This is a genomic window from Tsukamurella pseudospumae (genome assembly GCF_001575195.1).
Taxonomy (GTDB): Bacteria; Actinomycetota; Actinomycetes; order Mycobacteriales; family Mycobacteriaceae; genus Tsukamurella; species Tsukamurella pseudospumae.
The window spans coordinates 463028-484964 of record NZ_LSRF01000033.1 but is presented as its reverse complement, the minus strand read 5'-3'; the positions used below and the strand labels follow the sequence as shown (position 1 = coordinate 484964).

Genomic DNA, 21937 nt, shown 5'->3' with positions numbered 1-21937 from the left:
CTAACGTCCGGTGAAAGCTGTGAACACTCCGTCGCCGTCGGGCGATTCCCTCCTGTACGTCCACATCGACAACTGGGAGTACCAGTGCTGCGGCACGGTTCCCCGCGTCGGGGCCGAGCTCAGCGGCACCCTCACCGTCTACGAGAGCGAGAGCCCCGGGTATCGCGCGCCCGCGGTCACCGGCTTCGACCCGCGGACCGGGCTGGTGCGGTTCGGGTCGATCGTCGCGCAGCTCGGGTCCGGGCTGTCCGAGCCGGCCGGTGACACGGCTCTGGTGCTCAGTTGGCACGACCACACCGCGAAACCACGATTGACGGGTGTCGTTGAGCAGGTCATCGAGGAGACGGGGCGCTTCCTGCCGATCGGTGCGGACCGGACCCTGCGCGTAGACCCCGAGTCTCGGGAGTTCCATGAGGTCGCCGAGGCGACGCGCTGGCCGGAGGAGCAGTTGGAGAGCGGTGGTGCGGCGACGATCGGCGTCGTCGTCGGGCTGCGGGTCATCGATCTGCGGGTCCCCACCGACGCGGAGATCGAGGACCGACTCGCGAGCGAGGATCGTGCGCGCCGCACGGTGCGCTTCATCGCTCCCGCCTCGATGTTCCCGGCGGATCCGCCGGCGACGGGCGATCGGCTCGAGATCGACCTCTCGGACGAGAGGATCAGGCCGCCGGGGCAGAGGTCGGAGGCGCCGCTCGTGCGCGGAGAGATCACGTCGGTTCATCCGCTGCCGGAGATCGCGGAGGGCTCGGGCTGGATCACGGTCACGCCGATCGTCGTCGACGAGATCGCGAACTACTCGATCGGTCTGCTCACGGATCAGGCCGAGTCATGAACGACCGCTCTGACCGGTTCCGACCGATGTCACGGTCTGTGAGCACCCTGCCGGGCGATGCGCCGCGCGCATCACTTCGGGATCGACCTCACCCCACTCGGCGCCTGGACGCGGCCCGCCGGTACGCCGGGACCCCGCGGAACCACTCGTCGAGGTTGTCGACAGCCTGGTGCGGAACCGTGAATTCTCCGTTGTCGCTGGACGTGTCGCTGTTGTACGTGCACATCTCGAACTACCCGGTGCCGGAGGTCCTCGACTGCGAGTCGGCATGACGCCGGGCCCGCGCCCGCGGTGACCGGCACCGTCGAGTACCGGGACGTGCGCGAGGCCACCGTCTGGCCCGAGGACCGCCCTGAGGCGGCGGCTCCGCGGCTGCCGGCGTGATCGCCGCGGTGCGGCTCGCCGACGCGAGGGCCGAGGGGCGTCGCCTCTTCGCCGACGCCGTGCGCTGAGCGGTCAGACGGTGACGCGTTCCGGCGTCGTGGTAGTGGCGCGCGCTCGCGGGACCGCCCAGCACATCGCCGCGGCTGCGACGCACAGCGCCCCCGCCACGTAGAACGCGGGGTCGTAGCCGCCCGACGCGTCGCGGATGTAGCCGGCGCCGAAGGCCGCGACCGCGGCGCCCAGCTGGTGTGCGGCGAAGATCCAGCCGAAGACCACCGGCGTCGACTCGCCGAAGTGCTCGCGCGCGAGTGCCATCGTCGGCGGCACGGTCGCGACCCAGTCGAGGCCGTAGAACAGGATGAACACGAGTAGTCCCGGCGCGACGTGCGGCGACAACAGTGAGGGCAGCAGCGCCAGCGCGAGCCCGCGGCCGAGGTAGTAGATCACCAGAAGGATCCGCGAGTCGACGCGGTCGGTGAGCCAGCCGGACGCGATGGTGCCCGCCACATCGAAGACGCCGATGATCGCGAGCAGCGAGGCGGCCGCGGTGGCGGGCATCCCGTGGTCACCCGCGGCGGGGATGAAGTGCGTCTGCAGCAGGCCGTTGGTCGTGGCGCCGCAGATCGCGAAACTGGCTGCCAGCAGCCAGAACGCGGGGCGACGGGCGCCCAGGACGAGCCCGGCGAGGGCGGCCCTCACGGCGCCGCCGGCCGGGGCCGCGGGTGTCACCATCGAGGCGCCGCCGTACGGCGCCAGGCCCTTGTCGGAAGGCCACGACCGCAACAGCAGCCCGGCCACCGGGATCACCGCCACCGCGACGGCGGTCACCACGAGCGTCGCGGTCCGCCAGCCGTGCGCCTCGGACAGTGCGGCGACGACGGGTAGGAAGATCAGCTGGCCGGTCGCGCTCGCGGCGGTGAGCACGCCGGTCACGAGCCCCCGTCGGGCGACGAACCAGCGCATCGCGATGGTCGCCACGAACGCGGTCGACAGCGAACCCGTGCCGAGCCCGACCAGCACGCCCCACAACAGCACCAGCTGCCAGGCGTCGGTCATGAACACCGCGAGCCCGGTGCCCGCGGCCACGAGCGTCAACGCGGTCACCACGACCGGTCGAACGCCCAGTTTGTCCATGAGTGCGGCTGCGAACGGTGCGGTGAGTCCGAACAGCGCCATGTTCACCGACATCGCCGCGCCGATGGTGGCGTGGGACCAGCCGAACTCCATGTGCAGCGGGTCCATCATCACGCCGGGCACGGATCGGAAACCCGCCGCACCCAGCATCGTCACGAAGCTGACGCCGGCCACGATCCAGGCGTAGTGGGGGCCGCGCAGGCGCCGCAGGGGAGTGCTCACCGCATCAGATTCCCGGATCCGGCGACACCGAACCAGTGGCATCACTGACAAGATGTGAAAGAATTCTGCCATGCATACGGTGGCCGTCCTGCTTCTCGAACCGATCATCGGCTTCGACGCCGCCATCCCGCCGATGTGCTTCTCCGAGGCGACCGATGAGGACGAGCGGCCGCTGTACCGGGTGATCACCTGCGGCGTCGATCGGGAACCCGTGCGGGCCACGGGCGGCTACGCGATCACCCCCGAGGTGGGCCCCGAGGTGCTCGCCGTCGCGGACACCGTCATCGTCCCCGGCACGAAGATCTCCGGCCCTCGGCACGAGGGCACGCTGCCCGACGACGTCCGCGCCGCCCTCGCCACCATCCGACCGGGCACCCGCATCGTGTCGATCTGCACCGGCGCCTTCGTGCTCGCCGCCGCGGGACTGCTCGACGGTCGCAGCGTCACCACCCACTGGAAGTACGGCGCGCAGCTGCGCAGGCTCTATCCGCGGGTCGGCCTCGTCGACCACGTCCTGTTCACGGACGACGGTGACGTGCTCACCTCCGCGGGCCTGGCCGCCGGCCTGGACCTGTGCCTGCACCTCATCCGCGCGGATCACGGTGCGGCCGTGGCCAACAAGGTCGCGCGGCACTGCGTGGTCCCGCCCGGTAGGCCGGGCACGCAGGCGCAGTTCGTGGACGCGCCGGTCCCGGCGAGCGGGACCGGCAGCACCGTCGACGTGCGGGACTGGGCGGCCCGGCACGTGGCCGAGAACCTCGCCGTCGACCTGCTCGCCCGCCGGGCCGGCCTGTCCGTGCGCACGTTCAACCGACGCTTCCGCGAGGAGACGGGGCAGACGCCGGGCGCCTGGATCCTGCGTCGCCGGCTGGACCGCGCGCGGGAGCTGCTCGAGACCACCGACCTGTCGGTCGACGCCGTCGCGGAGGAGTCCGGGCTCGGCACGGGCGCGAGCCTGCGCGCGCATCTGCGGCGCGACACCGGCATGACTCCCCTCGGGTACCGGCGCGTGTTCCAGGAGCGGGTCCTGCAGGACGTCCCGGGGGGCTGACGCGCCGCCCGGCGTCGCCGGGCAAGATCGCCGCCGGGCAAGATGGACGGATGCAAGGTCGGGTGGCGTCGCTGACCGGGTTGCGGGCCGCGGCCGCGGCCGCGGTGTGCCTCACGCACGCCGCGTTCTACACCGGCCACTACACCGACGATCTCGCCGGTCACCTGTGGGCTCGGTTGGAGATCGGCGTCCCGATCTTCTTCGCGCTCTCGGGTTTCCTGCTGTTCCGGCCGTGGGTGCGTCTGCTGCAGGACGGCACCGGCCAGCAGCCCGACCTGCGACGGTACGCGTGGCACCGGTTCCGTCGCGTGGTGCCCGCGTACTGGGTCGTCGTGGTGGCCGTGTACGCCCTGGGGCTGGTGCGGCCGGAACCGAATCCGTCGGGCCGGGGTGTCGACGGTCTGGTGCGCAACCTCACCTTCACGCAGATCTACGGCTTCGGGCACCTGCGCGTCGGGCTGACCCAGGCGTGGAGCCTTGCCGTGGAGATGGCCTTCTACCTGGCCCTCCCGCTGCTCGGTTGGCTGCTCACCGCGGTCCTCTGCCGGTACCGGTGGCGCCCCGCCCGGCTCCTGGTGGGCCTCGCCGCGCTCGCCGCGATCACGCCCGTTTGGATTCTCGTCGCCCCGGGTATCGAGCTCACCGCGCGGATGTGGCCGCCCGCCTACCTGTGGTGGTTCGTCGCCGGTATGGCGCTCACGGTCGCGGTCCCCCTGGTCCGACGGTGGCCCGCCCGGGCCACGCCCGCCTCTCTCGCGGTCGCGCTCGCGGCGTTCGTGGTGTCGGCCCTGCCGGCGATCGGGGGGCCGCCGACGATGGTCCCCAAGAGCGTGCTCGAGGCGCTCGTGAAATCGGCGCTCTACCTCGTTGTCGCCGCTGCGCTCATTGCGCCGCTCGCGCTGGCGCCGACCTCCCGCTCCGGGTATCACAGAGCACTGGGCATCCGGCCGATGGTCTGGCTCGGGGGCGTCTCCTACGAGTATTTTCTGGTGCACCTCATCGTGATGGACGTGCTGCTCCTGGACGTGTTCGGGTGGCCCCTGTTCACCGGGAACATCGCCGTGGTCTTCCTGGCGACCTCGGCTGTGACGGTCCCGCTGGCGTGGGCGCTGCGCGCGGCGCTGCCCTTCGGGGATGATGGGGGACGCGATCGATCGGCGGAGGAGGTGCAGCGGTGACGGGACCGGATCCTGAAGTGCACATCGACGCGCCCGTCCGCCGCTGGTGCGACGCGCGCGCCATCCCCATGCCTCGGCGGGAACTGTCCGACGAGGCCGCCCTGCTCATCGCCGCCGGGCACCTGTCGCCCGCCGGCCGTGAGGTGGTGCTCAACCGCTTCGACACCGAGCGCGCCTTCCCGGACATCGGCGGCTACTCCAAGCTGCGCCGGCTCAGCCGGATCGCCGAGCACGAGGCCGCGTCCGGCGCGCCCGCCCGGCCCGGCTGGTCCGACGGTGCGCCCCCGAGCCCGTTCCAGCAGGCCCGCAGTGCGGCCGAGGCGGTGCGCGCCGCCGACGCGCGGCGCAAGCTCGCCGGCTTCCGGCACGCGTTCACGCTCAACCGGCTGTCCTTCGCCGCCGGCGTGCGGGCCGTGCGCCGCGCCCGCAAGGACGCCGTGCACCTGGATCTCGACGAGCGGGACGCCCTGTTCGACGCGCTGTGCCTGACGCCGCTGCCCGTCACCCCGTCGGCCGCGGCGGTGGCGGCGCGCACCGTCGCCCGGGTGGCCGGGCCGGTCCTGCGTCTCGCGCCGCAGGTAGCGGGCTGGGTCGACGGACACGGCGCGCCCGACGAGCGTCTACTGATCTTCGAGGACCGCTACGACGTCCTGCTGTTCGTCGCCGGCCTCGTGTACGACAAGGTGACCTACTCGCGCTCGGTGAGCGCGGGCGAGTTCGACGAGCAGCTCGGGCAGCTGGACCTGCCGACGGACCTGGTGCAGATCTCCGCGGACGTGGCGCAGCTCAAGGCGGTGTGGGGGCAGCTGCGGTACGCGCCGGGGCTCGCCGACGGCACCCGCTCCGGCGAGCTCGACAAGGTGTGGGACGAACTCGTCGACCGCGTCACGGCGCTCACCCGCGTCGGCGACCTCGTGGACGTGGCCGACGCCAAACGTCCGCGGCGGATGTCGATCGAGTCGATCGACCAGCAGATCCACGAGCTGGTCACCCGCTCCGGCGAGCGCGAGATCTCGACGCAGAGCGCGCGCCGCGTCGCGGGCCAGATCATGGGCGCCAAGGGCGACCTCCCGCGCGCATTGCCCGACGGTGCCCGGCCGGCGCTGCCTCAGCCGCGGGACCAGGACGCGAGGTAGGTCTTCTCCTCGTCGGTGAGCCGACGCAGGCTGCGCTTCTCGATGTCGACGACGGCCATCTGCGTGGTGGCGAGGGCGGCCGGCTTCGACTCCGGCGCAGCGTCCTTCGCTCGTACCTCGTAGCCGATGGTGAAGTCGACACTGCGGTTCGACGCGATGTACATGCCCACCTGGACCGGCGAATCCTCGTGGTACAGCTGGGCCTTGTACTTGATCGCGACGTCTGCGATGAACGCGCTCTTGATCAGTGGGGCGTACTTCTCGCCGGCGGAGAGCAGCCACTGGATGCGGGCCTCCTCCAGCAGGGTGACCATCCGCGCGTGGTTCACGTGTCCCAGGGCGTCCATGTCGGACCAGCGGACGGGAACGTGTGCGGTGAAGGCGAACTCGTACCGACCCAGGCTCACCGCTGCCATCCCGTCGCGAAGGCGAGGAAGGCGTCGTTCTCCTCGGGAGTGGTCACCGTGACCCGGACCCCGGCACCGTCGAAGCCGCGGACCAGGAGGCCGGCCTCGGCGGCGTCGGCGGTGAACCGCAGCGAATCGGCTCCGAGGGGGAGCCAGACGAAGTTGGCCTGCGTGTGCGGGACCTCGAAGCCGGCGGCGAGCAGCGCGTCGCGGACCCGGATACGCTCGGCCACCACGGATTCCGTACGCGCCAGCAGCTCGTCGTTCGCGTGCAGCGAGGCGATGGCGGCGGTCTGCGCCGGCACGCTGACGGAGAAGGGCAGGTGCACCTTCGTCAGCGCGGCGATGAGATCGGGACCGGCGATGGCGTAGCCCACCCGCAGGCCCGCGAGGCCGTAGGCCTTCGAGAAGGTCCGCAGCGCGATCACGTTGGGGTGCCGGGCGATCAGCGCGGCGCCGTCGATGCGGTCACCGGTCTGGTCGTTGGGACGGTGGTACTCGTAGTAGGCCTCGTCGAGGGCCACGACGACGTTCGACGGCACCTTCGCCAGGAAGTCCTCGAGTTGCTCCTCCGAGATCGTCGTGCCCGTGGGGTTGTTCGGGTTGCAGACGAAGACCAGGCGCGTGCGGTCGGTGATCGCGGCGGCCATCGCGTCCAGGTCGTGCACGTGATCGGCGGTGAGTGGCACCTGGACCGGCACGGCGCCGACGACGCGGGTCACGATCGGGTAGGCCTCGAAGCTGCGCCAGGCGAAGACCACCTCGTCGTCGGGCCGGCAGGTGATCTGCACGAGGTCCTGGCACAGCGCGACGGAGCCGCATCCCACGTGCAGCTGATCCTCGGTGGCGCCGGTCAGCTTCGCGAGCTCGGCCTTCAGGGCGACGGCGCCGTTGTCGGGGTAGCGGTTGGCCGTGCGGAGCACCTCGGCCAGCGCCTGCGCGACGGAGGGGAGCGGGCCGTCGACGATCTCGTTGGAGGCGAGTTTGATCGCGCCGGGCGCGGATTTGCCCGGGACGTACGCCGGGAGGGCGTCGAGGTCGGAGCGGATGCTCAGCGGCGCGGGGTCGGACGGGTTCACGGTGGCCACCCCGCCAGGGTAGTCCGATGGTTGAACCGCCCGAGCCACCGAGGCCGGTCGCGGGGACCGGCTCCGGTGGCTGCGGGCGCGGGTCAGTTGCCGGAGAGCTTGTCCTTGACGGCGTCGACGCCGTCCTTGACCTTGTCGGCGGCGTCGGCGATCTTGCCCTTCACCGCCGCGAGGCCCTGATCCGCCTGGCCCTCGGCCTTGAGCTCGTCGTCGCCGGTGGCCGTGCCCGCGGTCTCCTTCACGCGACCCTTGAGATCCTCGGCCTTGTTCTTGGCGTCGTCTGCGATTCCCATGCCTATGTCCTCTCGGAGATCGTTCGGTGTTCTTCTTCTCGGGGGCGTTCCCCAAGTCCTTTGTCGTCCCGCCGATCGTTCACCAGGACCTGGAAGCCGACGTCGGGATTGGTCGCGGCGGCGACCTCGCGCCGCGCGGCCAAAGCCAGGGCGGACAGGTCCTCGACCGATGCCTCGGGGACGACGCTGACCGCTATCCGGATGATCGGCCGGCCCCTGTCCACCGCGGTCGACGGCCGGGCCCGGCGGATCAGCGGGCTCCGCGACAGGTCCGAGGCCACCGCCTCCGCGACCCGTCCCAGGTCGACGGTGCCGCCGCCCTCCGTCCGGATCATGCGCGTGGATGCGCTCCGCAGGTGCCGCACCAGCAACCACAGCGTGCCGAGGATCAGCACCACGCCGGCCGCGCCGATCACCGCGGGCCACCACGGCTCGTCGGGCAGTCGCGTGATGGTCGCGGTGGACACCCGGTGGGTGGCGTCCGTGGCGGTGCGCTGTCCGAGCCGGTACCCGAGGGCCCACAGTCCGCCGCCGAGGAGGACGAGTCCGATGAGGCCCGCCACGAGCCGGTCGATCACGCGGGTCGAGGGCTTCATCGGGCCACCTCCTCGGTGGTACGGCGGTCGAGGTCGATGCGCCGGTGGAACCAGAGGTCGTCGGTCACGGGCGCGTGGCTGCGGCGCCGGGGCTTGACGGCAGCGATGAGCAGCACCACTCCCACCACGATCGCGCCGATCGTCGCGGGCCACGCCCACCAGGCCCACTGCACGTCGTCGGCGATCCGGGGCACGGTGTCGAGCCAGCGGCGGCCGGCCACCCAGCCCAGCGAGACCACCGTGTCGCGCACGGCGAGGACGCCGAGTGCCAGGACGCAGAGCAGGAGCGGCACGGTCGCGATGCTCGCGCCGGCCGCGCGGCGGGGTGCTTGCTTGCGCAAGGTCCGCGCGGCTGTGTGCGTCTCCGGCTCGACGATCGGATGCCGGTGCAGGAACACGGCAGGGGAGGTCGAGCGCTCGTCGCTGACCCGGGTGATGTGCACGTGCACCTCCTCCGGGGCGGAGCCGAGACTCCGGGCGAGCTCCTCGTCGACGGCGGTGCGCACCGACGGGACGAGGAGGGCCGCGTCGAGCGGCCACTCGGCCGCGATCTGCACGTCGACCTGCTTGCGGTCGCGGTCGGCGAACCGGACCGCGGGAAGTTGCCGCGTCGCCAGCCCGCGGCGGCGCTCGGTGCCGGGCACCGTGAGGACGGCGTGCTCGATCAGCCTGCGCCGCACGCGGTCGTCGATCACGGTGCGGCCCCGGGTGGCGGCATCGGATGCTCGCTCCGCGCCCGACTCACCGGCGGTCTCTGCCTCGATCGGGGCATCGGGAGTCACCGATTCGGTGGTCATGGTCAGCTCCGGTCGCGGCGCCGCAGGGCGGTGAGGTCGATGAGACCGTCGAAGTGGGCGCCGACGGCCATGCCCGCCACTCCGAGGACGATCGCGAGCAAGAGGCCGACGAGCCCGCCGACGACGACGGCGATCGCCACCAGGAGGCCGATCACGCCTCCCCAGACGGTGAAGTTTCCTGGTGTCATGCGGTGTACTCCTTCGAAGAAGCGGCCCCCGTGAGGTCGGGGACCACGATGTCGGACACGACGACGTCGACGGGGACCCCCGCGGCGTCGGTCGCCGCCCGCCGGACCCGGTCCGCGAGGTCGACCAGGTCGACGTCGCGGCGGAACTCGAGGACGACGCAGACCTGGCCGCCCTCGTCGTCGAGGCGGACCCCGCGGACCGTCCGGCCCGGCAGATGAGTGGCGGGCGAGCCGGGGCCGCCCGCGTGGACGTCCACCACTCCGTCGACGGCCGTCACCGCGGCGACGACGCCGTCGACCCGCGCTGCGTGCGCTGCGCTCACTGGACTCGCGGCTCCGTCGAGGTCCCCTCGGCGGCCTCGTCGTCGTCGGCGAAGTGGACATCGTGGACGGTGACGTTGACCTCGGTCACCTCGAGCCCGGTCATGGTCTCGACGGCGTCGATGACGTTGCTGCGGATGCCCGCGGCGAGATCGTGGATGGCGACGCCGTACTCGGCGACGATCGCCACGTCGACGGCCGCCTGCTTCTCGCCCACCTCGACGGTCACGCCCTGGGTGAGGTCGGGCGCGCCGGGGAGGGTCTCGCGGATGCGGCCGACGACGCGGGCGGCTTGGCCGCCGAGGTCGTAGACGCCGTCGACCTCGCGGGCCGCGATGCCGGCGATCTTGGACACGACGATGTCGGCGATGCTGGTGGTGCCGCGACCGACCTGGGTGGAGACCGCGGAGCCCGGCTTCGTCGCCGTGGACTCGTCGGTGGTCGCGGCGGCGGGCTTGGTGGTGGTCGTGGTCATCTTCCGTCTCCTTGTGTCGACTGATGCACCGGGATCCGTTCCGGCACACTGGGTGAGTCGCGGTGTGCGGGAAATCGGCACGCGATTGTGATCCATCTCACACTGGGAGGGTGATTGTCCGGCGCAGATCTGTTGGGGTCGCTGTCCGACGAGACGCTGACCAGGCGCGCCCAGCGCGGCGACACCGCCGCCTTCGACGTGCTCGTGCAGCGCCATGCGCCGGCGGTGCACCGGTTCGTGGCGCGGACCATGCCCGAGCGCAGCGACTGCGACGACATCGTGCAGGAGTCGCTGATCGCGGCGTGGAAGGCGCTCCCGACCTTCGCCTTCCGATCGAGCCTGCGCACCTGGCTGTTCTCGATCGCTTCGCGGAAGACCGCTGACGTGCTCCGACGGCGCGCGCCGGTGGTCGACTCGGAGGCCGTCGACGAGGCCGCGGCGAGCGGCCCCGGGCCCGTCGAGAGGGCGACCGATCGAGACTTCCTCGACGCCCTCGGGCGTGAGCTCGGGCGGCTGCCCTACCCGGCCCGGGCGGCGTGGTGGCTGCGTGAGGTCGACGGGCTCTCCGTCGCCGAGATCGCCGGCGTCCTGCGGACCACCGAGGGCTCGGTGCGCGGTCACCTGCAGCGGACGCGCCAGCGCCTCGCCGAGGCGCTGGGGGAGTACTGGCCATGACCGATCCGACGCGGCCCGCGGAGGCGGGGACGTTGTGCAATCCGGCGCGACGTGGTCACACTGGGGGTGCGATGAGTTTCAGGCGAGTGGAGGGCGGCGACGCCGAACCGGCGCAGGCCACCGATTGGATAGCCGACGCGACACGTCGGCTCGCAGGGCTGGCCGGACCCGATGCGGTCGCGCCCGAGGTCGACCCCCGCTGGGGTGCCGATGCCGTCGATCGACTGCGCGCCGCCGTCGCGCTCCAGGTGTCGGGACTGCCCCGCCGCTCGCGCGTGATCGAGACCGTGCGGCCGGGGATCACGGTCACCGAGCTGGCCCTCTCCAAGGCGGTCACCGCGGCGCTCTCGGACGCCGCGGCCGCTGAGGCGGCCGCCGTCGCGGACGTCGCCCTCGACCTCGCGGGCACGCGGCTGGCGGCCGTGCACGTCCACCTCGTGGCCGTCGGAGCGGAGGGGCGGTCGCGGTCCCTGCTCGACGGTGGCGACCGGCTCCGCGCGCTGGCGGAGGACGTCGTGCGTCGGATGATCGGTGGTGCGGCCGTGCGCGTGGACCTCACGTGGGAGGACTTGCTGACGCCCGAGCCGATCTGACCGGGTCCGTGCCCAGATCGTGGATGACCTGCCGTTTTGTGGGTTGCGGGGAGGTTGTGTAAAGTAGCTGCTCGGCGGTTGCGCGTGACCCGCAAGGTTCGCTCGCGCAGCGCGTCCGATTTGGAGGCGTGCCAGAGCGGCCGAATGGGACTCACTGCTAATGAGTTGTCCGGCCAACACCGGACCGGAGGTTCAAATCCTCTCGCCTCCGCCACGTCGGTCTTCGGACCGGCGAGAATTGAATATGGGTATGCGCCCGTAGCTCAGTGGATAGAGCATCTGACTACGGATCAGAAGGTCAGGGGTTCGAATCCCTTCGGGCGCACAGTATGGAAACGCCAGGTCAGATCATATCTGACCTGGCGTTTTCGTGTTTCGCTCGCGAGACGCTCCAACGAGCGTTGCGCGCGACGGTCGAACCTCCAACGTTGCTGCTCATTCGTTGGAAGTTCGCGGCGACGCTCCAACGCGCGTCGGAGGTGCGATCCCTTCGCTGTTCCGATGGGCAGCCGCCCACAATTCTGTAACGTGTTCTAGAAATCGACACGAACGGGTGGCTGGGCATGAACGACTGGGATCTGTCGGCCGAGGTGGTCGTGGTCGGTTACGGCGGTGCCGGGGTCGTGGCCGCGCTGGCGGCGCGGGAGGACGGCGCCGATGTGCTCGCTGTCGACCGCTACCTCGGCGGCGGCGCGACGGACCTGTCCGGCGGCATCGTCTACGCCGGAGGCGGCACGTGGGTGCAACGCGAGGCCGGGGTCGAGGACACCGCCGACAACATGTACGCCTACCTGCGGGGCGAGGTGGGCGACGCCGTCTCCGAGGCCACGCTCCGCCGGTTCTGCGAGGGATCGCCCGCGATGATCGACTGGCTCACCGGCAACGGCGTGCCCTTCGACCCGTCGCCCTGCCCCTACAAGACCTCGTATCCCACCGACGACTATTACCTCTACTACTCGGGCAGCGAGAACTCGTTCCCCGACCGCGCCGTCCCGCGGCAGCGCGGACACCGCGCACACGGCCCCGGCGTCTCCGGCAAGGCCTTCTACCGTCCCCTCGCGACGTCCGCCGCGCGTGCCGGCGTGCGGGTCCGGACCGGTACGCGCGTCACCGATCTCGTCCTCGACGAGGGTCGGGTCGTCGGTGTCGAGGCCGTCACGCTCGACGGTGCGCCGCCCGCCGTCCTGCGCCGGTTCGCCGCGCTGACGAAGCTCTCCGCGAAACCCGGTGTCTACCACCAGGGCTTCCGATCGGCGTTGCAGGCGATCGTCGATCGCATCGAGCGCCGCCACGGCCGCACGATCCGGATCCGCGCGACCTCGTCGGTGATCCTCACGACCGGTGGATTCATCGCGAACCGCGCGATGGTGGCGGCGCATCGTCCTGACTTCCCGTGGGACGAGGGCCTGCCGCTGGGTACCGCGGCCGACGACGGCAGCGGAATCACCTTGGGGCGCAAAGCCGGTGCCGTTGTCGACAAGATGGACCACATCTCCAACTGGCGGTTCGTCGGCCCGCCCAGCGCCTTCTTCGCCGGACTCGCCGTGGGCGGCGACGGCGGTCGCATGATCGACGAATCACGGTACGGTGCAGCGCTCGGCGACGCCCTGGCGACCCGCCCGGATCACCGCGGTTGGCTACTCGTGGACGCGCCGCTCCTCGCCGAGGCGCGGAAGCAGATCCCGCAGCAGTCCACCTGGTTCCAGCGCCTGCAGACGGAGCGACTGCTGCGCCTCGGCGCGAGGCGGGGCGCGACGCTCGAGGAGGCCGCGCGGCGGGCGGGGATCAACCCGACGGGGCTCCGGCGCACCGTCGACGCGCACAACCGGGCCGTCGAGGCCGGGCAGCCCGACCCGCTCGGCAAGCCCGACGCCGTCCGCCGGCCGATCGCGACCGGCCCGTTCACCCTGCTCGACATCTCGTTCCGCGCGCGGGTCAGCTACCCCATGCCGATGATCACCCTCGGCGGTCTCGTGGTGGACGAGGAGACCGGGGCGGTCCTGCGACCCGACGGTGCCGCCGTTGCCGGGCTGTTCGCCGCCGGTCGTGCGGCCGTCGGCGTGTGCTCGAACTCCTATGTCAGCGGACTGTCGCTGGCGGACTGTGTCTTCTCCGGCCGACGGGCGGGTGCGCACGCGGCGCCGAACGACTGAACCGGCATCGCCGTCGTTCGCGCTGTGTTACCGTCGAATCAGGCGGAAGGACCGGACATGGACGAGCGGGTCGAATCGACGCACGCGGCGCGGGAGATGCTGCGGGAGCTGTGGGACGGTAACGGCCCGCTGCTGATCCACCAGAGCGGCGGATGCTGCGACGGCTCCGCTCCGATGATCTTCACCATCGACGAGTTCCGGCTCGGCGATGCCAACGTGCGGCTCGGCACCGTCGAACTGGGCGACGATCGCGCCGTGCCGATCTGGGTGTCCGACGGCGAGGCGCGAGTCTGGGAGAACAGCGTTCTCGTTCTGGACCTGGAACCCGGCCGCGCGGCGGGCTTCTCGCTGGAGGGATCCACGGGCAAGCGGTTCGTCTCCCGGGTGCGGATCGCGGGCGCCGACGGTGCCGCCTGCCCCGCCCCGCAGACCTGACGGCGCGCTCGGTCGGTCGGTCGGTCAGCGAGCGGCGTGACGTGCCGGACGCGAGCGCTGCGCGCGCCGCCGTCCGACGATGTCCGACAGCCGCCGGTCCCAGCGCGCCCACGCGTCCGGCGGGAGCAGCGCCAGCCCCACCGCCACGCCGGCGAGCCCGACCGCGAATCCCGCGGCGGTGTCGGAGAACCAGTGCACGCCCAGATAGAGGCGGCTCGCCGCCACCGCGGCGACCACGATCGCGGGGACGACCAGCGCGAGCAGGCGCCGACGCGTCGGCCAGCCGACCGTGACGGCCACCGTCGTGGCGAGCAGTAGGGCGGTCGTCCCGGTGACATGGCCGGACGGGAAGCCGTAGTCGGACTCATTGGTGAGGTGGTCGATCACCGGCGGCCGTTGCCGCGCGAACAGCGACTTGAGGACCAGCGCGATCGCCGACGCGGCGGCCGTCGAGCCGAGGACGAACACAGCGGAGGCGGCGGACCGTCGCCACGCGAGCAGCGCGGCGACCACGACGCCGATCGCGATCGTCGCGCCCGGGGAGAAGACGTCGGTGATCAGGTTCATCACTGTGGTGGTTCCCGTGTCGCGGTGCGCGACCATCTCCTCGAGCACCTCCCCGTCGGCCTCGGTGACGGGCTTCCACCCGACGAGCAGCCCGAGGACGACGACGGCGGCGACGAGCGCGACCGCCGACGCGAGAAAGGCCCGGCCCCTGCCGGTGAGTGAGAACATCCGACCAGATTGCCCGGATGAAAGACGTTCGCGCAACCCAAGACCGGGTAAATATCGCCCCATGACGTCTCGGTACCGGGGTAGCGTCAGCAGACGACGCGGGGAACGGCGAAGGTGAGGTGCGATGAGGAAGAGGCTGAGACGGGCACGGGCCGCGCGCATGAAGGGCAGCACGCTGTTCGCGGACGTGTCCGAGTGGCAGCCTCCGCTGCCCGACGACTACCCCTATCGCTGGGTGGCGATCCGCTCCAACGACGGCACCTACCGGGACCGGCGGTTCGAGGCCAATTGGGCCACGGTGCGCCGGATGCTCGACGACGGTCGGCTCGTCGGCGCGATCGTGTACGCGGTGGTCCGCCCGAACTGGGAGGAGACGCTCGCGGTGCACCTCGAGATGCAGGGCGAGGACCGGCCCGATGTGGTGACGATGGCCGACGCCGAGTCGTGGAACGGGCAGATCGTCGGCGATCACTCCGACGCCTTCAACGGCTTCGTCGCGGGCGCGTCGGCGTGGCGGGGCGGCACCGTCGGCGAACGGCCCGTGCGGTGCCTCGGCTACCTGAACCCGAATGACATCGGCATCTGGCCGAATCTGCCGGACATACCGTTCGTCGTGCCCTCGTTCGGTGCTCCACCGGACTTCGCCGCCGCGCCCGAACTGGGGCGCCGCTACGTGGCTCAGCAGTACACCGACGGTGCCGGACACCGCGCCGACCTGCCCCAGGGCTACGGGAAGGTGCACTGCGACATGAACATCGCCCACGGTCGGGACCCGTGGCAGCTCGGGGACGTCCTGGGAACCACCGAGATCCCGGTGGACTGACTCACTCCGCCCAGGGGGTGAGCGCCACCTCCGGGAGTACGGGGAGCCAGCCGTCGATCCAGGCGCCGGCGTAGACGGGCTCGTCGCCGGTCTTCAGTTCGATGACGTGGCCGGGAAGGTCCGCGGCGATCAGCGGGAGGAGTCTGCGTCCCTCGGCGGCGTGCGCGTGCGCCACCGCGTCGGAGCCCCAGCCGCTGCCCCAGTGGTACTCCCGATCGAACTCGTCCTGCCAGGCGTCGAGCTGGTGGCCCAGGTCCTCCGGAAGGTCGAGGTGCTCGGGGCCGATCCCGCCGTAGGTGGCCCACAGGGGCGGGCCGGAGTAGTCGTTCATCAAGCGGATCCAGCGTTCCGGTGCCGTGTCGAACTCGCGCACCGTCGTGCCCGCCGGGAGCGGCGTCTCGCCCGACGGTGACCACCCTCGTGTCCAGCCCCCGGAGTACCCGTGCTCGCCGACCGGCCATAGGCGGTACTCGAGGACGAAGCCAGGCAGCTCCGTGACTAGGGCCGCGACGATCGCCAGGCCTTCGCCCCGGTACTCGGCGGCGGCGCCGTCGGACCGCCAACCCTCGCGACCCCGATGATCGGCCTCGAACAGGGACTGCCAGGCCTCGACCCGCCCCGCGAGGCCGGTGGAGAGGCCCAGCTCGGCGCCGGTCAACGGACGCGTCCGGTCGACGCCGAGGAGCGGCGACGGCTCGTAGTCGGGATACACGTGCAGCACACGGTCCGGGACGAGTCGGGGATCGACCATTCGCCCAGGCTACGCGGCGGAATGTGCGAACGCATCGCCACAATGGCACAGGCGCGCAACTCAGGCCGTGCAGGCCGACGATGCCGGGCGGCGCGGCGTGGGGGAGGACGGTGCGGCGTGGGGGACAACGCCACCCCCACCAAACGCCCGGCGTTTCGTGGGGGACGAACTGCTTGAGCCGCCTCTTGGTGTGGCGCGGGGGACGACGACGTGGTGCGCGGGACGACGATTGCCAGCGGATTCGGCGCGAAATCGCAGGCCGATTGCCGAATCCGCAGCGAGTCCGTGGCAACTCAGTCGCCGCGAGCCACCACACCGCGAGCCGAGGACGCGACGAGGGGTGTGCGGCGATGCGCCCGGCCCGGCCCGGCCCGGCCCGGCGCGTAGCACCGTCGGGCTGGCGAGGGGGAGCCATGCGCGGCGCGCATGGCCCTGCTTCGAAAATAGCCTCTGACCTGCATGTGTGTGGGTATGCGTCGCGCGCATGACTTGCGAGAACAACACGGCCTCTTGGTGGGCGTGTGCTTGCACACCGCCCGGCTGGCACGCCCGCCCAGCGCGGCCGCGGCGCACCGTCGAAGGCGAATCACCAGGACACGCGAGCGGCGCCGCCCCGAACGGATCGGAGCGGCGCCGCTGACACCCTCACCTGGTGTGGGACGCAGGGATCAGAAGAATCCCTGCGCGCCCGGCGCGTACGAGACCAGCAGGTTCTTGGTCTGCTGGTAGTGATCGAGCATCATCTTGTGGTTCTCACGGCCGATGCCCGAGTCCTTGTAGCCGCCGAACGCCGCGTGCGCGGGGTACTGGTGGTAGGTGTTGGTCCACACGCGGCCGGCCTGGATGTCGCGGCCCGCGCGGTAGGCGACGTCGCCGTTGCGCGACCAGACGCCCGCACCGAGGCCGTAGCGGGTGTCGTTGGCGATCTCCATCGCGTTGTCGTAGCCGTCGAAGGACGTGACCGCCAGCACCGGGCCGAAGATCTCCTCCTGGAAGATCCGCATGCTGTTGTCGCCCGAGAAGATCGTGGGCTGCATGTAGTAGCCGCCGGACAGGTCGCCGCCCAGGTCGGCCGCCTCGCCACCGGTGACCAGCGTGGCGCCCTCGTTCTTGCCGATGTCGATGTAGGAGAGGATCTTCTCGAGCTGCTCCTTCGACGCCTGCGCGCCGATCATCGTGTCGGTGTCCAGCGGATCGCCCTGGATGATCGACTTGGTGCGGATCGAGCCGAGCTCGAGGAACTCGTCGAAGATCGGCTGCTCGAGCAGCGCGCGCGACGGGCAGGTGCAGACCTCGCCCTGGTTCAGCGCGAACATCGTGAAGCCCTCGAGGGCCTTGTCCTGGTAGTCGTCGTTCGCGGCCATGACGTCCTTGAAGAAGACGTTCGGGCTCTTGCCGCCCAGCTCCAGGGTGACCGGGATCAGGTTGTCGGCGGCGTAGCCGGCGATCAGCTTGCCGGTGGTGGTCTCGCCGGTGAAGGCGATCTTCCGGATGCGCTTCGACGAGGCCAGCGGCTTACCGGCCTCGAGGCCGAAGCCGTTGACGATGTTCACCACGCCCGGGGGCAGCAGGTCGCCGATGAGTGAGAACAGGTACAGCACCGAGACCGGGGTCTGCTCGGCCGGCTTGAGCACGATCGCGTTGCCCGCGGCCAGTGCTGGGGCCAGCTTCCAGACGGCCATGAGGATCGGGAAGTTCCACGGAATGATCTGTCCCACAACGCCGAGCGGCTCGTGGAAATGGTACGCGACGGTGTTCTCATCGATCTCCGACAGCGCGCCCTCCTGCGCGCGCAGGCACGACGCGAAGTAGCGGAAGTGATCGATGGCCAAGGGGATGTCGGCGTTGAGGGTCTCGCGGACGGGCTTGCCGTTCTCCCACGACTCGGCGACGGCGATGGCCTCGAGGTTGGCCTCCATGCGGTCGGCCATCTTCATGAGGATGTTGGCGCGGGCGGTCGCCGAGGTCCGTCCCCAGCCGGGCGCGGCCGCGTGCGCGGCATCGAGGGCGAGCTCGATGTCCTCCGCGGTCGAGCGCGCGACCTCGCAGAAGGTCTGGCCGGTCACGGGCGACGGGTTCTCGAAGTACTGACCCTTGACCGGCGCGACCCACTCGCCGCCGATCAGGTTGTCGTAGCGGGGCTGGTAGCTCATGACGGAGCCGGGAGCTCCGGGACGGGCGTAAACGGTCATGGCGTGCCTCCAGGTGAGTTGGTGACTTCAGTCACATTCCACCATACGCAGTGATCGTTGCAACACCGTTGCAGTCGGTTGCAACCCGGATCGGCCCTGGTAGGGGTGGTCCGCGCTGCCGCTTTCCGCGCGCTGGAACCGGCTCAGGCCAGGTCGATCGCGATCGCCGCGAGGCGCCCGTCGGCCTCGGCCCGCGCCCGCGCGTCGCCGTGCGCCTGGAGCACGCGCCAGCTGTGCTCGTCGTCCCGCGCGTCCGGGAGGTCCAGCCACCGTCGGAGGAGGCCCAGGTCCCGACTCGCGAGCACTGCCGACCGCAGGCTTCCCGCGAGCTCGGCGCGCAGGCGCACGACGCCCGGAGCCTGCGAGTTCGGCAGGAGCGGACCGCGGTACACGGCGAGCGCGTCGGCGACGCGGCCCGCGCGGATCGATGTCGCCGCCTCGTCCGCGTCCGACGCGAGTGGCCGCAGGAGCCGATAGGGGCGGGAGCCGAGGAAGTCCGCGCCGATGGTCTTGCGCAGCCGCGAGACCTCCGCGCGCACGGTGACCACGTCGAGATCGCGCTCGTCCAGCAGCAGCGCCAGGTGATCCGCCGTGAGCCCCTCCGGGTGCCGCCCGAGCAGCGCGAGGATGTCGGCGTGGCGTCCGGTGAGCGGGACGGTTCGGCCCTCGAGCTCGAGCACGGGCCGGGCGCCCAGCAGGCGCAGCCGGGCCGACGGTGCCGGCGCGGGCTCGGTCAGCCGGAGTACGGCGAGCTGCCCCTCGACGGCGAGCGCCGCCGCTCGGACGAGCGCCAGGGCCTGCGGCGTCGCGACCTCCGGGCCGCCCGTCACGTCGAGGACGCCGACCGCGGCCCGGGTGACCGGATCGTGGATCGGGACAGCGGTGCAGTTCCACCCGTGCGCCAGCCGCGCGAAGTGCTCGGACCCCGAGATCTGCACCTCCGCGTCCAGCGCCAGCGCGGTGCCCGGTGCGTTCGTCCCCGCCGCGGATTCGCTCCAGTCCGCGCCCGGCGCGAAGTTCATGGCCGCGGCGCTGCGGACCGCGGCACCGTCGCCCTCGACCCACAGCAGGGTGCCGTCCCGGTCCGCCACGGCCACCATCGCGCCCGCGGAATCGTCGACGAGCAGGTGTCGGATCACCGGCATGACGCCGGTCAGGGGGTTGCGGGCCCGCAGCGCGTCCAGCGCCTCACTGCCCGACGGTGCCCCGCCGTCCGGGTTCACGCCCCCGGCGCGACTGCGCTGCCAGCTCTCCGCGATGAGCCGGCGCAGATGGGATGCGCGCAGCGCCGCATCGTCGACCGCACCGTCGACGAACATGCTGTGCAGCCGCGCGACCGCACCCACGGACGCGACGGCTCGGGATCCGGCAACCATCGTAGTACCGAAGATAGCGCCGAACCGGGCCGTTCGGCGCGATTCGGGCGGCTCGGGGGCGGGAGCGGTCACCAGCGGGGATCGCCGACCAGCTGCAGGCTCACGTAGGACGGCCGCTCCGGGCTCAGGAGCACCGTCTGCTTGCCGAACCGGGTCTTCACCAGGTCGGGAACGGTGGCCAGGTAGCGGGGCACGCTGCCGGCGTAGACGTCCACGCGCAGGCGGTGGCCCTCGTCGAGCAGCGCGTCGGTCGGCACCACGTCGATGTCCAGCTCGATGATCTCGCCCGGCACCACGCGCTGCTTCGCCGACCAGGTGAGCGGATGGAAGGCGCTGAGCAGCTCGCCGTCGAGGTCGAACGTGCTGCGCGTGGGATCGACGGCGCGGTTGGACGCGAGCAGGGCGCCGCCCGAGAGCACCGTCGACGTGCCGTCCGGGGCGACGTCGTTGACGGTCACCGTCCAGATCGCCTCATCGCCCTCGCACTGCGTCACGAGGTGCACGTTGATCGCGCCGCTGAGCTGCACCGGAACCGCCGCGGGCGGCGAGGTGAAGGAGATCGCGCCGCGCTCCTGGATGCTCGCGTTCTCGCAGGCCGGGACCGCCTTCGTCAGGCCCGCGAGCACCATCGTCAGATCGGGCGAGGCGAGGCCGCGCAGATCGATCCGCGTGGACGCGGCCTCGCGACGGCGGGCCGGGAAGGTGGCGAGCGCACCGTCGTACCTGGCGTGGTCGGCCGTGCCCGACGGTGCCGGGGTCGCGTAGAGCCGCTGGGTGCGGGCACCGGCGCGGGGGAAGGACTCGCCCGCGGTCCAGCCGCCGCCCTGCTGCTTGAGGGTCACCGGGCCGTAGCGGTCCACGCCGTTGTCGATGTCCTTGAGCCAGCGGTCGTACCAGGCGCGTTCGAGCACGTCGATCCGCGGCGGCGCCTGGGTGCCGCCGAAGCCCGCGCCCATGTCGAAGTGGAAGCCGTCGGTGATGACCATCTGCTTCTGTCCCGGAGGCAGATTCAGGCGCGCGAAGGTGCGCGGCGTGCTGCGGCCGAAGAGATCGTGCCAGCCGCCGAACAGGAAGGTGGGCGCGGTGATCTCGTCGATCTTCGCGTTCCGCTCGGTGAAGTAGGGGTTGTCGTTGACCCGTGGATCGCGGCCCGTGAGCACCCCCGTCACGACCGACGAGATCTCCGTCGCGGGCGAGACGATGCGGCTGCGCAACCAGCGGAAGATGTTGCCGTTCACCGTGTCCCGCAGCAGCGTTCGCGGGTTGTAGAGCCACTTCAGCCCGTTCACGGCACCGAGCCAGAGCGGGATGAACACCGACGGCAGGCCGCCGGTGATGTAGATGTCGCGGACGATGTCCTCGCTGCCCTCGATCGCGAACACCGCGCCGAGGCCCTCCGGCGCGTGGCCGGCGGCCTGCAGCGAGTTGATCGCGGAGTAGGACCACCCGCCCATGCCGAGCTTGCCGTCGCACCAGGGCTGTTCCCGGGCCCAGGCCAGCGCCTCGACCGAGTCCTGCTGCTCCCGCGGCCCGAGGATCTGCCACACGCCGTGCGAGGTGCCCGTGCCGCGGACGTCGACGATCACCTGGACGTAACCGCTGCGCACCAGCCGCCGGTTGATGCCGAAGCCCTGCAGCAGGCCGCCCGAGAAGTCGACGGTCCCGCCCGTGAGGGCCTTCGAGGCGTTCGTCAGCGCCGGGCCGACGAACGCCGCGTGCGTCGTCTCGTCGATGGCGTCCACGACCATGCGGTTGTACGGGTTGAGGTTGAAGATCGCGGGGTAGGGGCGCTCCGCGGGCACGCCGTCGATCTCCGCGGGGCGGATGACGGTGGCGCGCAGCACCACCCCGTCGGACATCCGGATGTCGACATTGCGGTCGATGTGGACGCGGGGGTACGTGAGCCGGCCGTCGACGGCCTCGCGCCAGGCGAGGGCGTCGGCGCCGCCGGTGGGGTCGCCGAGGGGGAGGGCGTGATCGACGCGCGCGTGATGCTCGACGCTGACGGGCGCGGGCAGTGCGGGGCTGCGGTCCCACAGCGGGAACCGGACGCCGGACAGTCGGGCGTTCGCTCTGCCGGATCGGCTGGTCGCCATTGCAAC

At 71.5% G+C, this 21937-nt stretch carries 23 protein-coding genes and 2 tRNA genes; 11 read left to right on the top strand and 14 right to left on the bottom strand.

Annotation, left to right across the window (positions count from 1 at the left end; all coding sequences use genetic code 11):
- Positions 1 to 19 precede the first annotated feature (19 nt).
- On the top strand, positions 20 to 832 hold the full coding sequence (locus tag AXK60_RS12775) for a DUF6578 domain-containing protein (RefSeq protein WP_068571469.1): 813 nt from the start codon (positions 20 to 22) through the stop codon (positions 830 to 832).
- A gap of 456 nt (positions 833 to 1288) precedes the next feature.
- On the opposite strand, the gene AXK60_RS12770 is transcribed toward AXK60_RS12775, so the two are convergent.
- Positions 1289 to 2614 (bottom strand): MFS transporter, encoded by a 1326-nt coding sequence (locus tag AXK60_RS12770; RefSeq protein ID WP_068571468.1) that lies wholly within the window; start codon positions 2612 to 2614, stop codon positions 1289 to 1291.
- A 28-nt stretch (positions 2615 to 2642) separates the two neighbouring features.
- On the opposite strand from AXK60_RS12770, the gene AXK60_RS12765 reads away from it, so the two are divergent.
- From AXK60_RS12765 to AXK60_RS12755, 3 genes are read left to right on the top strand one after another with little or no spacing between them, the layout of a single operon-like run.
- Positions 2643 to 3623 carry a GlxA family transcriptional regulator gene (locus AXK60_RS12765; RefSeq protein ID WP_068571467.1) on the top strand — a complete coding sequence of 327 codons (981 nt, stop codon included), beginning with the start codon at positions 2643 to 2645 and terminating at the stop codon, positions 3621 to 3623.
- A 50-nt stretch (positions 3624 to 3673) separates the two neighbouring features.
- Positions 3674 to 4801 carry an acyltransferase family protein gene (locus tag AXK60_RS12760; protein WP_068571466.1) on the top strand — a complete coding sequence of 376 codons (1128 nt, stop codon included), beginning with the start codon at positions 3674 to 3676 and terminating at the stop codon, positions 4799 to 4801.
- Positions 4798 to 5937: a hypothetical protein gene (locus AXK60_RS12755; protein WP_068571465.1), complete on the top strand. Its 1140-nt coding sequence runs from the start codon at positions 4798 to 4800 to the stop codon at positions 5935 to 5937. The genes AXK60_RS12760 and AXK60_RS12755 overlap by 4 nt, the downstream gene beginning before the upstream one ends.
- Here the strand turns inward: AXK60_RS12755 and AXK60_RS12750 are convergent.
- From AXK60_RS12750 to AXK60_RS12715, 8 genes are all read right to left on the bottom strand, one after another.
- The gene (locus tag AXK60_RS12750) at positions 5910 to 6353 is read right to left on the bottom strand and encodes an acyl-CoA thioesterase (protein ID WP_068571464.1); all 444 of its coding nucleotides are present in this window, start codon (positions 6351 to 6353) and stop codon (positions 5910 to 5912) included. The two genes, AXK60_RS12755 and AXK60_RS12750, sit on opposite strands and share 28 nt — an antisense overlap.
- Positions 6341 to 7423 (bottom strand): histidinol-phosphate transaminase, encoded by a 1083-nt coding sequence (gene hisC, locus AXK60_RS12745; RefSeq protein ID WP_425315216.1) that lies wholly within the window; start codon positions 7421 to 7423, stop codon positions 6341 to 6343. Before hisC ends, AXK60_RS12750 begins: the two co-directional genes overlap by 13 nt.
- Before the next feature lie 92 nt (positions 7424 to 7515).
- Positions 7516 to 7725, bottom strand: a complete 210-nt coding sequence (locus tag AXK60_RS12740; protein ID WP_068571462.1) for a CsbD family protein — start codon at positions 7723 to 7725, stop codon at positions 7516 to 7518.
- A gap of 2 nt (positions 7726 to 7727) precedes the next feature.
- Positions 7728 to 8321, bottom strand: a complete 594-nt coding sequence (locus tag AXK60_RS12735) for an Asp23/Gls24 family envelope stress response protein (protein WP_068571461.1) — start codon at positions 8319 to 8321, stop codon at positions 7728 to 7730.
- Positions 8318 to 9118, bottom strand: coding sequence for a hypothetical protein (locus tag AXK60_RS12730; protein WP_068571460.1), 801 nt, complete (start codon positions 9116 to 9118; stop codon positions 8318 to 8320). The genes AXK60_RS12735 and AXK60_RS12730 overlap by 4 nt, the downstream gene beginning before the upstream one ends.
- A 2-nt stretch (positions 9119 to 9120) precedes the next feature.
- Positions 9121 to 9306: a hypothetical protein gene (locus AXK60_RS12725; RefSeq protein WP_068571459.1), complete on the bottom strand. Its 186-nt coding sequence runs from the start codon at positions 9304 to 9306 to the stop codon at positions 9121 to 9123.
- Positions 9303 to 9629 (bottom strand): hypothetical protein, encoded by a 327-nt coding sequence (locus AXK60_RS12720; protein WP_068571458.1) that lies wholly within the window; start codon positions 9627 to 9629, stop codon positions 9303 to 9305. Before AXK60_RS12720 ends, AXK60_RS12725 begins: the two co-directional genes overlap by 4 nt.
- On the bottom strand, positions 9626 to 10102 hold the full coding sequence (locus tag AXK60_RS12715) for an Asp23/Gls24 family envelope stress response protein (RefSeq protein WP_068571457.1): 477 nt from the start codon (positions 10100 to 10102) through the stop codon (positions 9626 to 9628). The genes AXK60_RS12720 and AXK60_RS12715 overlap by 4 nt, the downstream gene beginning before the upstream one ends.
- Positions 10103 to 10216: 114 nt before the next feature.
- Between AXK60_RS12715 and AXK60_RS12710 the strand changes: the two genes are divergently transcribed.
- From AXK60_RS12710 to AXK60_RS12685, 6 genes are all read left to right on the top strand, one after another.
- Positions 10217 to 10777, top strand: a complete 561-nt coding sequence (locus AXK60_RS12710) for an RNA polymerase sigma factor (protein ID WP_068571456.1) — start codon at positions 10217 to 10219, stop codon at positions 10775 to 10777.
- A gap of 71 nt (positions 10778 to 10848) precedes the next feature.
- Positions 10849 to 11370, top strand: a complete 522-nt coding sequence (locus AXK60_RS12705) for a hypothetical protein (RefSeq protein ID WP_068571455.1) — start codon at positions 10849 to 10851, stop codon at positions 11368 to 11370.
- A 122-nt stretch (positions 11371 to 11492) separates the two neighbouring features.
- Positions 11493 to 11584, top strand: a tRNA-Ser gene (locus AXK60_RS12700).
- 38 nt (positions 11585 to 11622) lie between these two features.
- Positions 11623 to 11695: transfer RNA gene (locus tag AXK60_RS12695), tRNA-Arg, on the top strand.
- A gap of 238 nt (positions 11696 to 11933) precedes the next feature.
- Positions 11934 to 13523: an FAD-binding protein gene (locus AXK60_RS12690; protein WP_068571454.1), complete on the top strand. Its 1590-nt coding sequence runs from the start codon at positions 11934 to 11936 to the stop codon at positions 13521 to 13523.
- Positions 13524 to 13580: 57 nt separating this feature from the next.
- Entirely contained in the window at positions 13581 to 13958 is a 378-nt protein-coding gene (locus AXK60_RS12685) for a DUF779 domain-containing protein (protein WP_068571453.1), read from the top strand.
- Between the two features lie 24 nt (positions 13959 to 13982).
- Here the strand turns inward: AXK60_RS12685 and AXK60_RS12680 are convergent, their stop codons facing one another.
- On the bottom strand, positions 13983 to 14693 hold the full coding sequence (locus AXK60_RS12680) for a phosphatase PAP2 family protein (protein ID WP_068571452.1): 711 nt from the start codon (positions 14691 to 14693) through the stop codon (positions 13983 to 13985).
- Positions 14694 to 14817: 124 nt separating this feature from the next.
- Between AXK60_RS12680 and AXK60_RS12675 the strand changes: the two genes are divergently transcribed.
- Positions 14818 to 15516, top strand: a complete 699-nt coding sequence (locus AXK60_RS12675; protein WP_244881096.1) for a hypothetical protein — start codon at positions 14818 to 14820, stop codon at positions 15514 to 15516.
- 1 nt (position 15517) lies between these two features.
- Here AXK60_RS12675 and AXK60_RS12670 read toward each other — a convergent pair whose 3' ends face one another.
- From AXK60_RS12670 to AXK60_RS12655, 4 genes are all read right to left on the bottom strand, one after another.
- Positions 15518 to 16267 carry a hypothetical protein gene (locus AXK60_RS12670; RefSeq protein WP_068571450.1) on the bottom strand — a complete coding sequence of 250 codons (750 nt, stop codon included), beginning with the start codon at positions 16265 to 16267 and terminating at the stop codon, positions 15518 to 15520.
- Between the two features lie 668 nt (positions 16268 to 16935).
- Positions 16936 to 18459, bottom strand: coding sequence for an acetaldehyde dehydrogenase ExaC (exaC, locus tag AXK60_RS12665; protein ID WP_068571449.1), 1524 nt, complete (start codon positions 18457 to 18459; stop codon positions 16936 to 16938).
- Positions 18460 to 18602: 143 nt separating this feature from the next.
- On the bottom strand, positions 18603 to 19835 hold the full coding sequence (locus AXK60_RS12660; RefSeq protein ID WP_068571448.1) for a GAF domain-containing protein: 1233 nt from the start codon (positions 19833 to 19835) through the stop codon (positions 18603 to 18605).
- Between the two features lie 68 nt (positions 19836 to 19903).
- Complete coding sequence (locus AXK60_RS12655) at positions 19904 to 21931, bottom strand: CocE/NonD family hydrolase (protein ID WP_082777986.1); 2028 nt, start codon at positions 21929 to 21931, stop codon at positions 19904 to 19906.
- Positions 21932 to 21937 lie beyond the last annotated feature (6 nt).

Coding starts and splice junctions, on each gene's coding strand:
- AXK60_RS12770 (WP_068571468.1), bottom strand. CDS start 2,614: ATGCCACTGGTTCGGTGTCGCCGGATCCGGGAATCTGATGCGGTGAGC.
- AXK60_RS12765 (WP_068571467.1), top strand. CDS start 2,643: ATGCATACGGTGGCCGTCCTGCTTCTCGAACCGATCATCGGCTTCGAC.
- AXK60_RS12760 (WP_068571466.1), top strand. CDS start 3,674: ATGCAAGGTCGGGTGGCGTCGCTGACCGGGTTGCGGGCCGCGGCCGCG.
- AXK60_RS12750 (WP_068571464.1), bottom strand. CDS start 6,353: ATGGCAGCGGTGAGCCTGGGTCGGTACGAGTTCGCCTTCACCGCACAC.
- AXK60_RS12740 (WP_068571462.1), bottom strand. CDS start 7,725: ATGGGAATCGCAGACGACGCCAAGAACAAGGCCGAGGATCTCAAGGGT.
- AXK60_RS12735 (WP_068571461.1), bottom strand. CDS start 8,321: ATGAAGCCCTCGACCCGCGTGATCGACCGGCTCGTGGCGGGCCTCATC.
- AXK60_RS12730 (WP_068571460.1), bottom strand. CDS start 9,118: ATGACCACCGAATCGGTGACTCCCGATGCCCCGATCGAGGCAGAGACC.
- AXK60_RS12725 (WP_068571459.1), bottom strand. CDS start 9,306: ATGACACCAGGAAACTTCACCGTCTGGGGAGGCGTGATCGGCCTCCTG.
- AXK60_RS12715 (WP_068571457.1), bottom strand. CDS start 10,102: ATGACCACGACCACCACCAAGCCCGCCGCCGCGACCACCGACGAGTCC.
- AXK60_RS12705 (WP_068571455.1), top strand. CDS start 10,849: ATGAGTTTCAGGCGAGTGGAGGGCGGCGACGCCGAACCGGCGCAGGCC.
- AXK60_RS12690 (WP_068571454.1), top strand. CDS start 11,934: ATGAACGACTGGGATCTGTCGGCCGAGGTGGTCGTGGTCGGTTACGGC.
- AXK60_RS12685 (WP_068571453.1), top strand. CDS start 13,581: ATGGACGAGCGGGTCGAATCGACGCACGCGGCGCGGGAGATGCTGCGG.
- AXK60_RS12680 (WP_068571452.1), bottom strand. CDS start 14,693: ATGTTCTCACTCACCGGCAGGGGCCGGGCCTTTCTCGCGTCGGCGGTC.
- AXK60_RS12675 (WP_244881096.1), top strand. CDS start 14,818: ATGAGGAAGAGGCTGAGACGGGCACGGGCCGCGCGCATGAAGGGCAGC.
- AXK60_RS12670 (WP_068571450.1), bottom strand. CDS start 16,267: ATGGTCGATCCCCGACTCGTCCCGGACCGTGTGCTGCACGTGTATCCC.
- exaC (WP_068571449.1), bottom strand. CDS start 18,459: ATGACCGTTTACGCCCGTCCCGGAGCTCCCGGCTCCGTCATGAGCTAC.
- AXK60_RS12660 (WP_068571448.1), bottom strand. CDS start 19,835: ATGGTTGCCGGATCCCGAGCCGTCGCGTCCGTGGGTGCGGTCGCGCGG.
- AXK60_RS12655 (WP_082777986.1), bottom strand. CDS start 21,931: ATGGCGACCAGCCGATCCGGCAGAGCGAACGCCCGACTGTCCGGCGTC.